Origin of the sequence: Bacillus cereus group sp. MG20, assembly GCF_040459885.1 — a bacterium.
Taxonomy (GTDB): Bacteria; Bacillota; Bacilli; order Bacillales; family Bacillaceae_G; genus Bacillus_A; species Bacillus_A cereus.
The window spans coordinates 1,469,780-1,483,629 of record NZ_JARVHF010000001.1; the positions used below are offsets into that span (position 1 = coordinate 1,469,780).

A 13,850-nucleotide genomic window follows, 5' to 3' on the forward strand; every position below is an offset into this window, starting at 1 on the left:
AAAAGCCAAGGAGAAATCTCCTCAGCTTTTTTTTATTACTTCGTTACAATACCGTGTACTAAAGTTGGTGCATCTACGTGTTCTTTAGAGATCTTCATGTTCTCATAAATTTTCGCTTTTACATCTTCAACATTTTCGCGGTTTGCGTAAATTGTAACAAGGGATTCACCTTGCTTCACGCTATCGCCTACTTTTTTGCGCAGCATTAGACCAACTGCTAAATCAATTTCAGACTCTTTCGTTGCACGTCCTGCTCCTAAAAGCATTGCTGCTGTTCCGATTTCGTCTGCAACGATTTCTGATACATATCCGTCTTCTTTCGCTTCCACTTCAATTTTAAATTGTGCTTGTGGCAATTTAGAAGGGTCATCAACAACAGATGCGTCACCGCCTTGCGCTGATAAGAACGTTTTAAATGATTCTAGCGCTTTTCCGTTGTTCATTACTTCAATTAGCTTTTCACGTGCATCTTCTAAAGATGAAGCTTGTCCAGCAAGGTACACCATTTGACTTCCAAGTGTTAAACATAGCTCTTCTAAATCTTTCGGCCCTTTACCTTGTAATGTATCAATTGCTTCTTGTACTTCTAATGCGTTACCGATAGCTTCACCGAGTGGTTGACTCATATCAGAAATAACTGCCATCGTATTACGACCAACGTTATTACCGATGCGTACCATTGCTTCTGCTAAACGTTTTGCATCTTCATCCGTTTTCATAAATGCACCTGCTCCAGTTTTTACATCAAGAACAATTGCATCTGCACCAGCAGCAATTTTTTTACTCATAATCGAACTTGCAATAAGCGGAATTGAGTTTACTGTTGCTGTTACATCACGAAGTGCATATAACTTTTTATCAGCAGGTGTTAAGTTACCACTTTGGCCGATAACAGCGATTTTGTTTTCATTTACAAGACGCATGAATTCATCGTTTTCAATTTCCACATGGAATCCTGGAACTGCTTCTAATTTATCAATTGTACCACCAGTATGTCCTAAACCGCGTCCAGACATTTTCGCTACTGGTACACCTAAAGCAGCTACTAATGGACCTAATACAAGTGTCGTTGTATCACCAACACCACCTGTCGAATGCTTATCTACTTTTACACCTTCAATAGCTGATAAGTCGATTGTATCACCGCTATTTACCATTGCCATCGTTAAATCAGCACGCTCTTGATCGTTCATATCTTGGAAGAAAATTGCCATTGCAAGTGAACTTACTTGATAATCAGGAATATCACCATTTGTATATCCTTCAACAATAAAGTTAATTTCTTCTGTCGTTAATGCATGTCCGTCACGTTTTTTTGCAATTAGGTCCACCATTCTCATTGTGAAGTCACCCCTTCATTTGTTTTACGATTGCTTTTACTAATGCTAAGAAGTTAGCTTTAACACGTTCTGTCGTTTCAATTACTTCATCGTGGTGAAGTGGCTGATCTAAAATACCAGCTGCCATATTTGAAATACAAGAAATACCTAATACTTTCATACCAGCGTGACGCGCTACAATTACTTCAGGTACTGTTGACATACCAACTGCATCTCCGCCAAGTGTACGAAGCATACGAATTTCAGCAGGTGTTTCATATACAGGACCTGTCATTCCTACGTATACACCTTCTTGTACTTTAATATTTAAGTCTGCTGCAACTTGTTTCGCCATTTCGCGAAGTTCTACTGTATATGATGTAGACATATCAGGGAAACGTACGCCCATTTCAGAATCATTCGGTCCGATTAATGGATTCGTACCCATGAAGTTAATGTGGTCTGAAATTAACATAAGATCGCCTGGCTCAAATGATGTATTTACACCACCAGCTGCGTTTGTTACAACTACTGTTTCTACACCTAGTTCTTTCATAACACGAACTGGGAATGTTACTTTTTGCATGTCGTATCCTTCATAGAAGTGGAAACGTCCTTGCATTGCTACTACTGTTACACCTTGAAGTGTACCAAATACTAGTTGACCTGCATGGCCTTCTACAGTTGATACTGGGAATTCAGGGATTTCACTGTAAGGTACTGTTACTGCGTTCTCAATTTCGTCTGCTAATACACCTAGTCCTGATCCAAGGATTAGTCCTACTTGTGGTGTCTCTTGAAATTTCTCTTTTAAGTATGAAGCTGATTTTGTAATAAGTTCACGATTCATTTGTTTATCCCCCTATTTCTTTAGCTCGTTTAAGAAGCTTGTTCCGTATTCTGGCATTTTCACACCGAAGTTTTCTGCTACTGTTGCACCAATATCAGCAAATGTTTGACGAAGTGGTAACTCTTGTCCGCCTTCTTTCATGCTTGGGCTATATGCTAATAATGGTACATATTCACGTGTATGGTCAGTACCAGGGTGAATTGGATCATTACCGTGGTCTGCTGTAATTAATAATAGATCATCTTCTTTTAGTTTTGCGAATACTTCTGGAAGACGTGCATCATATTCTTGCAGAGCTTCTCCGTATCCTTGTGGATCACGGCGGTGGCCGAATAATGCATCAAAGTCAACTAAGTTTAAGAAGCTAAGACCTGTAAAGTCCATATTTAATGTATCTACAAGCTTATCCATTCCATCCATGTTAGACTTCGTACGAAGTGATTCAGTTACCCCTTCACCATCATAAATATCAGAGATTTTACCGATAGCAATTACATCGTAGTCACTATCTTTTAATTCATTCATTACTGTACGACCGAATGGTTTTAATGCATAGTCATGACGGTTTGGTGTACGTGTAAAGTTTCCAGGTTTACCAACGAATGGACGAGCAATAACACGCCCTACCATGTACTTCTCATCTAATGTTAATTCACGTGCAATTTTACAGATTTTATATAGCTCATCAAGTGGCACTACTTCTTCGTGTGCTGCAATTTGCAATACGCTATCAGCAGAAGTATAAACGATTAAAGAGCCTGTTTCCATTTGCTCTTGACCAAGTTCATCAAGAATCTCAGTTCCAGAAGCTGGCTTATTACCGATAATTTTACGGCCTGTTTTTTCTTCTAATTCATCAAGTAATTCTTTCGGGAATCCTTCCGGGAACACTTGGAATGGTGTATCAATGTAAAGGCCCATGATTTCCCAGTGACCTGTCATTGTATCTTTACCAGTAGATTTCTCTTGCATTTTTGTGTAATATCCAAGTGGTTTCTCTACTTTAGAGATACCTTTCATTTCTCGAATGTTACCAAGACCTAATTTCACCATGTTAGGCATTTGTAACCCATTCATATGTTCAGCAATGTGACCAATTGTGTCAGATCCTAAATCACCAAATTGCTCAGCATCTGGTGCTTCACCGATTCCCACAGAGTCCATTACGACTAGGAATATACGTTTATATTTATTCATAACTGCGACCTCCTATAAGTTCAGTTCTACTTCTTGTAGTATGTTCAAAACGCTATAAAGTGAAACTGTTATCCAAAAGAATTCTCATTGTCAAACAGTACTTCTTTAAATCATTTTCTAACCTATTTCGTTTACTTGAAACGATTCAAAAACATTTCTAGTTTTTTCTAAGTCAGATGTCAGACATCTGATACTGATATCATAACATGTTTACGCTTTCTTTTTAATACATTTTCGTAGAATTTCTCATTTTCTTCACACTTCTATTGTAATCCATTCTGCAACGAAGTGCTAATTTTTTTATGATTTATTTCTTCATAACAAAAATAAAAAGTAGCTCTAAAGAGCTACTTTTTATTTTACTTCTATTGTTTCTTCTTTATGTTCATGCAATTCGCCTTTTCTTACATGTACTTTCACTTTGTAAGCACCGTTTTCTTTGAAAGTATGTTTCGTTTCATACTCTCCTTTATTTCCTTCTTTCGCCGGAATAAATTCGTGTTTTTCAACACCATCTTTCCAAATCTCTAGTTGTACTTCAGCACCAGTTAATGCTTCTTCTTTTTGCTTTAAATGAACTTTCATTGTAGATTCAGCATTTGCCTTTATGTCTCCAGCCATAAGATGGATCATTGTGTCACTTTTATGATCTCCATGTCCTGCACTGTGGTCACTATTTTCTTTTTTCGCATCTTCTACTTTCGCATTTCCTACAGCAACTTTATGTTCTGGCATAACGTGCATATCACGTGCATTTGTATGAGGAATAATATGATATACTCCGTCAGTTTCAAATGTTTTCTCTACTGCATAAACACCTTTTCCTTTATGCTTACCATCTAACATCTCGTGCTTCTCGTCGCCATCTTTCCAAATTTCAAACTTTACATCATCGGCATCGGTTACTCTTTCTTTTCCTTGTGTAACAAGTGCTTGTACTTCTGTTTTTTCACCAGGTTTAATTTCTTTCGGATTCGTTTGAATTGCTACGTTTACACTTTCAAGTTTCTTTTCTTTTTTCGGTTCTTCTTTGTTTGTATTACAGCCAGCCAACGCTAGCATCGCGATAAATAAAGTTATAATCAGTTTTTTCATCATCATTTCCTCCTTTATACTTTATTTAGTATAGAGGAAATACATTGTAATATTCCAGTCTTCTGCTGAAAACAATATACGAAATGTTTGTGAAGTTTCTGTGAAGCGGTCTTCCCCTCTTAATCTATGAAAAAAAGAGCATAGTAACTATGCTCTCGGATGAAACTGTTTATATACATCTTTTAATCTAGTTTTTGAAACGTGCGTATAGATTTGAGTCGTTGAAATATCTGCATGTCCAAGCATTTCTTGTACAGCACGTAAATCTGCTCCATTTTCTAATAAGTGCGTAGCAAACGAGTGACGCAACGTATGAGGTGTAAGCTCTTTTTCAATATTTGCTTCTTTCGCTAATCGTTTTAATATTTTCCAAAATCCTTGTCTTGATAATCGATTACCATGATGGTTTAAAAAGAGTGCATCTACTACTTTTTTCCCCATTAATTCTCTTCTTCCTTTTTCAATATACTTTTGAATCGCTTCCGTTGCTAAACTTCCTAGTGGAATAATTCTTTCTTTATTCCCTTTCCCTATGCAACGAACAAATCCCATCGTTAAATGTACATCTTCTAAATTGAGTGCAATCAATTCTGAAACACGAAGTCCTGTCGCATACAGTAACTCTAGCATCGCCTTATCACGAATCCCAAAAGCACTTGTCATTTTTGGTGTTTGAAGTAACGCCTCTACTTCATCAACTGATAATACTTTTGGTAATTTCCGTTCCCCTTGCGGCGTTTCAATATGTACGGATGGGTCGTGTTCTACCGCTCGTTCACGAAGTAAAAATTGGTGGAACGAACGAATTGATGCGATATGACGCGCCAATGTTTTCGAAGATTTTCCGTTTTCTTTTAAATACTGCAAAAAGTTAACAATGTGTAAACGGGTCACTTCATGAAAAGTTTTCGTCTGTTCCACATTTTGCAAATACTTTACGTAGCTTTTTAAATCCCGTTCATAAGATACTACTGTATTCTTTGCTAATCCTTTTTCGACAACCATATAATGAATAAAATCTTTTAATTGATCTTCCACTCTACACTACTCCCCATTTTCATAGAAAAACATCATTCTATTTACGAAAGCATCCTTTGCCGGTTCTTCATTCCCTGATACTTTTTCTACAGTCTCTTCTTTAGGTTTTTCATAACGATGATAGCTTTCATATTCTTCATTTATCCATAGTATAGCGAAATAAAACAAAATCGTACAACTTGTAAATAATAAAAATACTTTTATTCCATCAAAAGTTAATTTTAAAGCTCGGCGCATTGTAAATTCCTCCAAAATATAAGTTATTACAACATATGCCAAGCTTTCACCAATTTATACCTTATTCAAATAAAAAACCTCTTCCTAGATAAATAGGAAAAGGTTATTTTTCATCCGTTTCATTTTCTTGACAGTTTTTACAAATCCCATGGAATGTTAAACGATGATCTTTCACCTTAAAGCTCCAGTCTCGTTCTACTTTCCTTTCCACTTCACCAAGTAAATCTTCTTGTATTTCTTGTACAGCACCACATTGTGTACAAATCAAATGATGGTGGAAACGCTGCGCACCTTCTTGGCGTAAGTCATAGCGTGAAACACCGTCTCCGAAGTTAATCTTATCGACAACTTTTAACTCAGATAATAGTTCTAAAGTTCGATAGACGGTTGCTAATCCGATCTCTGGCGACTTTTCTTTTACAAGGAGGTAAACATCTTCTGCGCTTAAATGATCTTCTTCATTTTCTAGCAGCACACGAACTGTTGCTTCACGTTGCGGTGTTAATTTGTAGCTCGCTGCATGTAATTGCTTCTTAATTCGTTCAATTCTTTCTTCCATTCGGTACTACTCCCTCCTCGCCACTCTTACACCATTATATCAGAAGAAGGGCTTCTGTCAAAAGAAAAAACAATAAAAACAAATTGATAATTATTCTCAAAAAGTATTTATTTTTTATTAATAGCCTCAACGACTTCTTTCATTAAAACTGGTGATGCGTAAGCCTCCACACTAGAAGCAATTGCTAACACCACTCCAATTACGAGAAAGAAGCATGTATAACGGATTAATAATGGTAATAGTGGCTCGGTTATTTTTCTAATAAATTGATGCCTAATCATCCGTAAAGAAAAACTTGCAGCAATAGTTGTCATAACGAGAAAGACTGGAATGATAATTAAATTTTGTGGCAAAACAGATACAAATGCTAATAATAGTCCATTCCATCCATGCTGACTTACTAAAAAACCAACTGTAAATCCAACGACAACTCCTTTTACAAATAATAAAATAAAAATAAGTGGTAATCCAATAATTGAAATCCCTAAAATCCAAATAAATCCGATGTATTTTAATTGCGAAAAGTAACTTTCTCGAAACATTTCGCCTGCAATGGCAAATTCTCCTTTAGAGACTTGTCCAAAAAATCGTTGTAAATAAAATGATAAATCTTGTTTTTGATTGATTTGTAAACTATTCACCAGAATGGCTCCGAATATTACTCCCATCAATAATAAAACGGCGTTAAATATATATAATGAAGAGTTTTCCTGTATGTGAGACATTACACGGTCTTGCCAATTTTTTCGCCACATTTTTCTTCCCTCCGTTCACACTCTTATTAAAAATGTATGAAAGAAAGAAAAAAGTATGACGAATTAACATTGAAATTCCGCTCTACTTTGCTAAACTAAAAAGTAGAGAATAGGAGGGATTTCTCTTGAAACCATTATTATTAGATTTTCCAACATTATTTCAAACTGAACGCTTGCAAGTTCGTAAACCATTTCCAGGTGATGGTGCAGAAGTATATGAAGCAATCCAAGCTTCTCTAGAAGACTTAGTACCGTGGATACCAATTAACGCTGAAACAGAAGAAAGTGCTGAAGAAATTGTTCGCGAAGCTCACGGACAGTTTTTACTTCGTGAAACACTTGATTTTCACTTATACGATAAAGTATCTGGTACATTCATCGGAGCAATTACACTAAAGCCTGAAAACTGGGATATTCCAAAGTTTTCACTTCACTTCTGGCTACATAGTGCCTATACAAAACAAGGCTATATGACCGAAGCTGTTAAAGGTGCAATTCAGTTCGCCTTTGATAAACTAGGCGCTAGAAGAATCGAAATTCGTACTGATGCAACAAATATAAATGCATGTAGCTTAGCAGAACGTCTAGAATTCATTCTAGAAGGTACAATGGAAAATGATTTCCTAGCACCAGATGGTAGCTTACGTGATGCACGTGTATATGCAAAAATCAATTAAAAAACACTCGCCTTTGGCGAGTGTTTATTTTTGTAATTGTAAATATTGTACTGCAAACATCGTCTTCGCATCATGAATACGAAGATCTTTCATAAGAGTAATCGCTTCTTCTAACGATACTTCCATCAATTCCACAAACTCATCTTCATCTAACTCAGCTTTATTTTCTTTTTTTGTCAAACCTGTCGCTTTATATACATATAAAATTTCATCTGCGAATCCTGGAGATGTATAGAAAGAAGTAATGAGCTCCATATTTTCACATACATATCCTGTTTCCTCTTCTAATTCACGAACTGCTGTCACCTCTGGTTTTTCACCGGGTTCTAACTTGCCGGCTGGAATTTCTATAATTGCCTTTTCAAGCGCTTTACGATACTGCTCAACAAGCACAATTTTCCCCTCATCCGTAATAGCAATAATCGCAACTGCACCAGGGTGATTTACAATTTCACGTTTACTCATTTCTCCATTTGGTAATACTACATCATCAACACGAACTTTTATAACTCTACCATCAAAAATCGGCTCAGTTTTTACTGTTCTCTCTGTAAGATTACTCATACTACTTCATCTCCCTGTTCTATTTCCTATTCTTTCTTCATACATTTTACCACATTGAAAGGAGCGTGATAGAAATGAAAGTTTATATTTTACCAAATCGCATCACGTTAGTCGGAAAAGCATGGCAAATTCGCCATAAGCTAAAGCAATATAGCAAAGAGTATACAACTGTACAAGAGTGGATTACAGCAAATAAAGTGAAACATTAATCATGCTTTTACGGGCAGTTAATGCGAAGCGAAAAGGAAACGTTTGTCAACCTCTTTTCCCTCTCGTACAATAAAGGTAAGGAGGTTGACCTATGAAAAAACGTCAATTAGGAAACTCAGATTTGTTTGTTACAGAAATGGGCCTTGGCTGTATGTCTCTCGGTACATCTGAAACAGAAGCTATGCGTATTATCGATGAAGCGATCGATTTAGGAATTAATTTTTTTGATACAGCAGATTTATATGATTACGGATTAAATGAAGAATTTGTTGGAAAAGCCTTGAAGGGGAAAAGAGACCAAATTGTTCTTTCAACGAAGGTTGGAAATCGTTGGACAGAAGAAAAAAATGGCTGGTCTTGGGATCCTTCTAAAGCTTACATAAAAACTGAAGTAAAGGAAAGTTTACGTAGACTTCAAACTGATTATATTGATCTTTACCAACTTCATGGCGGAACGATTGAAGACCCAATCGATGAAACAATTGAAGCTTTTGAAGAATTGAAAAAAGAAGGTATTATTCGCCATTACGGTATTTCTTCTATACGCCCAAATGTCGTTCGTGAATATGCAAAACGCTCAAACATCGTTAGTGTACTAATGGAATATAGCCTTTTAAATCGGCGTCCAGAAGAATGGTTCCCCCTTCTAAATGAACACCAAATTAGCGTCATTGCCCGCGGGCCACTTGCAAAAGGAATTTTAACTGACAACAATGCAAGAAAAATAGAAAGAGTAAAGGAAAAGGATTATCTCTCTTATTCTTACGATGAATTACATACAACTCTAGCGAGTGTAAAAGAAACGATTGGAGAAAGCTCTTTAACAGGAACAGCTATTCAATATTGCTTACATAATAAGACTGTTGCAGCTGTTATACCTGGTGCAAGCTCGCTTCAACAATTGCAGGAAAATATACGAGCTAGCCAACAGTTACCTTTAACGAAAGAAGAATATGTACAACTTCAAAAAATTGTTAAATATGACACATATGCTTTGCATCGTTAAAAATATCGAATTACCGATAAACAGAAGACTGCCTCCTTTATTAGGAGACAGTCTTTTTTATAACGTATCATATTTATCAGGATTCGTTCCTACATGTAAATCACGATTCAACGTGTTAATTTGATTTATCTCTTCTTCAGTTAGTGAGAAATCAAAAATAGTAAAGTTTTCTTTAATACGAGATGGTGTAACAGATTTAGGAATTGTAACAATCCCGCTTTGAATATCCCATCTTAATATTATTTGCGCAGGTGTTTTTTCATATTTGTTAGCAATTCCTTGAATGATTGGGTTCTCGAATACTTCGCCGCCCCTCATTAACGGACTCCACGCTTCCATTTGAATTTGCTCATCTTGACAATAATTACGCAATTCAAATTGCGTTAACATCGGATGAAGTTCTACTTGGTTTACCATCGGCTTCACTTTACAATTTGGTAATAACAGTTCTAAATGATGTTTATGAAAATTAGAAACACCAATCGCACGCACTTTACCTTCTTCATATAATTTTTCTAAAGCTCGGTACGTATCAACATACTTCCCTCTTACCGGCCAATGGATTAAATATAAATCTACATAGTCCATTTGTAATTTCTTTAAGCTTTTTTCAAACGCCTCGAGTGTCTCCTCGTATCCTTGATCGTTATTCCAAACTTTTGTTGTAATAAATAGGTCTTCTCTTGGAATTCCTGATTCACGTATCGCCTCTCCGACACCGCTTTCATTTTCATATACAGTCGCTGTATCAATCAAACGGTATCCAACCTCTAACGCTGTTTTTACTGCTTGTTTTACTTCGTCTCCTTCTTTCGCTTTATATACGCCTAGACCAATCATCGGCATTTTCACGCCATTATGAAGTGTAGTTGTTGGAATATGCACAGTCGTCTCCCTTTCATTGTTACATTATTTATAAGCCACAACTTTATTTCAACAATATTCATACAAAAAGTCAAAACATACGTACAGTTTACATAACACTTTTATATAGCTAGAAAATAACGTGAACTCATTCATTCACGTTATTTTCTCTCCATTCTTTCGCTTTTTTATCCACATTGCGCACAAACTCATTTTTCCCTTCCGTATATAACGTGCCATCATATGTATACTTTTCGGCTAATTCTTTCTTTAAGGTTGCATATGCCTCTGCTTCTTCACAATGAGCCATCATATAATCACGAAACGCTAAATGCCTTACTATCTCTGGATTTCCTTTTTCAAACACGTGTAAATGATACGAACGTTTTTCCTCAGTTCCATGAATAAAATATCTGCGTCTTGAAATACCATTTTCCCCTTTTACGATGTAACCAAGCTCTATAAATCGTTCATTCCACCCATCTACTCTTTCGATATTTTCTACTTCCATGATCATATCAATAATAGGTTTAGCTGCCAGCCCGGGCACTGACGTACTTCCAATATGATGCATTTTCACCGTTTCTGGCATCGCTGATTTTAATCTTTCAGCCTCCATTTGAAATTTTTCAATCCAATGGTTTTCATGTGGAACAACGACAATTTTTCTCATTCTAACTCCCCTTTTCTTACAAGCTCGTCAAAAAATGATCAGTGGTATTTCACTGATCATTTTTTTATTATTTAAAGTCTTTCCAAGTAAGGTTACTTTCACTTAGCAGTTCTTCAAATGATTTATTCTTTTCACGTTCTTTTTGTTCTTGGCGCTTTCTTTCCAGTTCAGCTGCCTCTTTTTCCTCTTCTCTCACTTGCAACTCTTTCTTCTTACTCTTTAATTGTTGCATGAGTGAATCATTTAATTGATCGCCTAATGTAAGTGTTTCTTTCTTTGGTTGATTCACTTGCGATTGTCTTTGCATTTGTCTTTGTTTCTTTTTCTTCATGCTACTCACCTTTTACTTTTTTCTCCATTATAGTAGATACACGATGAAATCGACAATAAAAAAGGGTCTTTACTCTATTATTCACTTTTTGTAAATATGTTAATTTTTCGAAAAGACTAAATTTTTATGTAGCTATAATCCTATGAATCTATTAAAATTATGTCGTATGATGTCAGATTATAAAAAGAGGAGAATTATATTATGTGGAAAAAAATTATTCCTGCCGTTGCTGTTTTAAGCACTATTACTTTTTCAAGCGTATTTGCCGCTCCCCCATCTCAGAATCCAGCTGAACAAAACCGCTACATAGACGTACAAATGCTTGGTATTAATGATCTCCATGGACAACTAGATACTGTTAAAAAAATCACTAATAAAGAAGCTGGTGGCGCTGATTACTTAGCTACTTATTTAAAAGAACGTAAAAAACAAAACCCTAATACACTTCTCGTACATGCTGGTGATATCGTCGGAGCTAGTCCACCAGTTTCAGCATTATTACAAGATGAACCGACGATTGAATTTTTAAATGATTTAAAATTTGATGTTGGTACAATCGGAAACCATGAATTTGATGAAGGCATTGATGAAATGAAACGCCTCATTTACGGTGGATATCATGAAAAAACAGGGAATTTCAAAGGGGCTAACTTCCCCTATGTAGCTGCTAACTTCTATAACAAATCAACTGGCCGCTTATTTTTACCACCATTTACTGTAAAAATGGTAGATGGTGTTCCTGTTGGATTCATTGGTGTTGTTACAACTGATACACCAAATGTTGTTATGCCTACGATGCTTAAAAATGTACAAATTACTGATGAAGTAGAAGCAATTAATAAATCAACACAACAATTAAAACGCCTCGGCGTTAAATCGATCGTCGTTCTTGCTCATGTCGGTGGAACAACCGATGAGTCTGGGGTAACAAATGGCGATCTTACTCGAATTGCAAATGAAACAGACCCAGAAGTTGATGTTATTTTCGGTGGACATAGTCATACGTATGTAAATGGTACAGTAAATAATAAACTAATTGTCCAAGCAAATTCATACGGAACGGCTTTCTCAGACGTGGATGTAACAATTGATCGGAAAACAAAGGATATTGTAAAGAAAAAAGCTGAAGTTGTTACAACGTATCATGAAGGTGTAGAACCTGATAAACAAGTAAAGAAAAAACTAGATCAATATAAAGAAAAAATCGCACCACTTGTAAATGAAGTGGTCGGAAAATCTACAGCACCTATCGACCGTAAACAAAATGATGCTGGTGAGTCCACTCTTGGAAATTTAGTTGCCGATGCTCAGCGTCAAACGATGCAAACTCAAATCGCCCTCATGAATCCTGGTGGCATTCGTAATGACTTAGATGCTGGTGATATTACGTGGGGTGAGTTATACGGCATTCAACCTTTTGGAAATCAATTGATTAAAGTAGATTTAACAGGTCAAGACATTCGCGATATTTTAAATCAGCAATGGCAAAAAGGAACAACAAGAATGCTTCAAATTTCAGGTATTCAATATACGTGGGATGCAAATAAAACAAACGGTGAAAAAGTTACAAATATACGTTTAACAAACGGAGAAGAATTATCTCCATCTAAAACGTATAGCGTAGTTGCAAATGCCTTCTTAGCTTCTGGCGGTGACGGATTCGTATCATTTAAAAATGGTAAAAATGCAGAAACTGGTCCAAACGACTTTGAAGCGTTAGTCGATTACGTAAAACAATTAAAAGAACCAATTCAGCCAGTTATTGATGGAAGAATTCAAAAAGTAAATTAAGTGTTTCTCTAATAATAAATTTTATTTTTCACGCCATAAAGGATTTGTACTGATCCTCTATTTTATACGTAATATACATCATAAAAAGGATACTCGTTCTTCCAATGAACATAGTATCCTTTTCTTTAGTTATCAAAATGTGATGTTTTGTCAACTTCATATTGCTGTAAAAATTGTTGCAACGCCTCTTCTACAAGTTTAGACTTTTGAATTCCTTTCGATTCTGATATAAGGTCCAATCTTGCTAATATTTCTGTATTAATAGAAAAGGTTCGTCTCTTTTTCTCTGTACTCTTACTCATAATTGGTGCAATTACTTCGCCTCTTTTTCTTAGTAACTCATAAATGCTTTGTAATTGCTCGTAAATTAATAATTGATAATCTGTTTTCTCATATTGAAGGGCGGTCGCTTCTTGGAGTTGTAAGTGACGTGGTTCTTCTCCATCTCCTACAAAAATACGTTTCTTCTGCTCTCCATCATATTCGTATCCAATCAATCTTAATTTCTTCGATAATGTATACGGGCTTATTTCAAGACGTTTTGCTATAATAGCGATGGATTCACGTCTGTTTAAACCATCTATAATTTCTCCAATCGTCACAATTTCCCTCCTCCCGTGTTGAAATGACACTAGTATGGTATGTTACAATGATTTTCTAACAGTATATGCAAAATGAATAGCC

The 13,850-nt window shown here is 35.9% G+C and carries 17 protein-coding genes; 4 read left to right on the plus strand and 13 right to left on the minus strand.

What is annotated here, in order from left to right:
• Positions 1–35 precede the first annotated feature (35 nt).
• From QCI81_RS07405 to spoIIM, 8 genes are all read right to left on the minus strand, one after another.
• Positions 36–1,340 carry a pyrimidine-nucleoside phosphorylase gene (locus tag QCI81_RS07405; protein ID WP_001243080.1) on the minus strand — a complete coding sequence of 435 codons (1,305 nt, stop codon included), beginning with the start codon at positions 1,338–1,340 and terminating at the stop codon, positions 36–38.
• Between the two features lie 7 nt (positions 1,341–1,347).
• Positions 1,348–2,169 carry a purine-nucleoside phosphorylase gene (locus QCI81_RS07410; protein WP_001078446.1) on the minus strand — a complete coding sequence of 274 codons (822 nt, stop codon included), beginning with the start codon at positions 2,167–2,169 and terminating at the stop codon, positions 1,348–1,350.
• A gap of 12 nt (positions 2,170–2,181) precedes the next feature.
• Positions 2,182–3,366: a phosphopentomutase gene (gene deoB / locus QCI81_RS07415; RefSeq protein WP_016080381.1), complete on the minus strand. Its 1,185-nt coding sequence runs from the start codon at positions 3,364–3,366 to the stop codon at positions 2,182–2,184.
• Positions 3,367–3,720: 354 nt separating this feature from the next.
• The gene (locus QCI81_RS07420) at positions 3,721–4,464 is read right to left on the minus strand and encodes a FixH family protein (RefSeq protein WP_002101286.1); all 744 of its coding nucleotides are present in this window, start codon (positions 4,462–4,464) and stop codon (positions 3,721–3,723) included.
• A gap of 144 nt (positions 4,465–4,608) precedes the next feature.
• Positions 4,609–5,499 carry a site-specific tyrosine recombinase XerD gene (gene xerD, locus QCI81_RS07425; protein ID WP_000390088.1) on the minus strand — a complete coding sequence of 297 codons (891 nt, stop codon included), beginning with the start codon at positions 5,497–5,499 and terminating at the stop codon, positions 4,609–4,611.
• Between the two features lie 6 nt (positions 5,500–5,505).
• The gene (locus QCI81_RS07430; RefSeq protein WP_001250432.1) at positions 5,506–5,736 is read right to left on the minus strand and encodes a YqzK family protein; all 231 of its coding nucleotides are present in this window, start codon (positions 5,734–5,736) and stop codon (positions 5,506–5,508) included.
• Between the two features lie 103 nt (positions 5,737–5,839).
• Positions 5,840–6,295, minus strand: a complete 456-nt coding sequence (gene fur, locus QCI81_RS07435; protein ID WP_000392657.1) for a ferric iron uptake transcriptional regulator — start codon at positions 6,293–6,295, stop codon at positions 5,840–5,842.
• A 107-nt stretch (positions 6,296–6,402) separates the two neighbouring features.
• A complete protein-coding gene (gene spoIIM / locus QCI81_RS07440) occupies positions 6,403–7,020 on the minus strand; it encodes a stage II sporulation protein M (RefSeq protein WP_261721207.1) in 618 nt (205 codons plus the stop codon).
• A 155-nt stretch (positions 7,021–7,175) separates the two neighbouring features.
• Here spoIIM and QCI81_RS07445 point away from each other — a divergent pair, with 155 nt between their 5' ends.
• Positions 7,176–7,727, plus strand: a complete 552-nt coding sequence (locus QCI81_RS07445) for a GNAT family N-acetyltransferase (protein ID WP_000803479.1) — start codon at positions 7,176–7,178, stop codon at positions 7,725–7,727.
• 24 nt (positions 7,728–7,751) lie between these two features.
• Here QCI81_RS07445 and QCI81_RS07450 read toward each other — a convergent pair whose 3' ends face one another.
• Positions 7,752–8,291 (minus strand): NUDIX domain-containing protein, encoded by a 540-nt coding sequence (locus QCI81_RS07450; RefSeq protein ID WP_016080378.1) that lies wholly within the window; start codon positions 8,289–8,291, stop codon positions 7,752–7,754.
• A 74-nt stretch (positions 8,292–8,365) separates the two neighbouring features.
• Between QCI81_RS07450 and mciZ the strand changes: the two genes are divergently transcribed.
• Both mciZ and QCI81_RS07460 read left to right on the plus strand, forming a co-directional pair.
• A complete protein-coding gene (gene mciZ / locus QCI81_RS07455; protein WP_000870292.1) occupies positions 8,366–8,500 on the plus strand; it encodes a Z-ring formation inhibitor MciZ in 135 nt (44 codons plus the stop codon).
• Between the two features lie 92 nt (positions 8,501–8,592).
• Positions 8,593–9,507 (plus strand): aldo/keto reductase, encoded by a 915-nt coding sequence (locus QCI81_RS07460; RefSeq protein ID WP_000747218.1) that lies wholly within the window; start codon positions 8,593–8,595, stop codon positions 9,505–9,507.
• Between the two features lie 57 nt (positions 9,508–9,564).
• On the opposite strand, the gene QCI81_RS07465 is transcribed toward QCI81_RS07460, so the two are convergent.
• The 3 genes from QCI81_RS07465 to QCI81_RS07475 form a co-directional block, all read right to left on the minus strand.
• Positions 9,565–10,392, minus strand: a complete 828-nt coding sequence (locus QCI81_RS07465; RefSeq protein WP_069356162.1) for an aldo/keto reductase — start codon at positions 10,390–10,392, stop codon at positions 9,565–9,567.
• Between the two features lie 127 nt (positions 10,393–10,519).
• The gene (locus QCI81_RS07470) at positions 10,520–11,044 is read right to left on the minus strand and encodes a GrpB family protein (RefSeq protein ID WP_001227176.1); all 525 of its coding nucleotides are present in this window, start codon (positions 11,042–11,044) and stop codon (positions 10,520–10,522) included.
• Between the two features lie 67 nt (positions 11,045–11,111).
• Entirely contained in the window at positions 11,112–11,375 is a 264-nt protein-coding gene (locus QCI81_RS07475) for a YqkE family protein (protein ID WP_000727561.1), read from the minus strand.
• Between the two features lie 201 nt (positions 11,376–11,576).
• On the opposite strand from QCI81_RS07475, the gene QCI81_RS07480 reads away from it, so the two are divergent.
• Positions 11,577–13,166 carry a bifunctional metallophosphatase/5'-nucleotidase gene (locus QCI81_RS07480; protein ID WP_353810651.1) on the plus strand — a complete coding sequence of 530 codons (1,590 nt, stop codon included), beginning with the start codon at positions 11,577–11,579 and terminating at the stop codon, positions 13,164–13,166.
• A gap of 125 nt (positions 13,167–13,291) precedes the next feature.
• Here QCI81_RS07480 and QCI81_RS07485 read toward each other — a convergent pair whose 3' ends face one another.
• Entirely contained in the window at positions 13,292–13,768 is a 477-nt protein-coding gene (locus QCI81_RS07485; RefSeq protein WP_000151933.1) for a ribbon-helix-helix domain-containing protein, read from the minus strand.
• Positions 13,769–13,850: the final 82 nt, after the last annotated feature.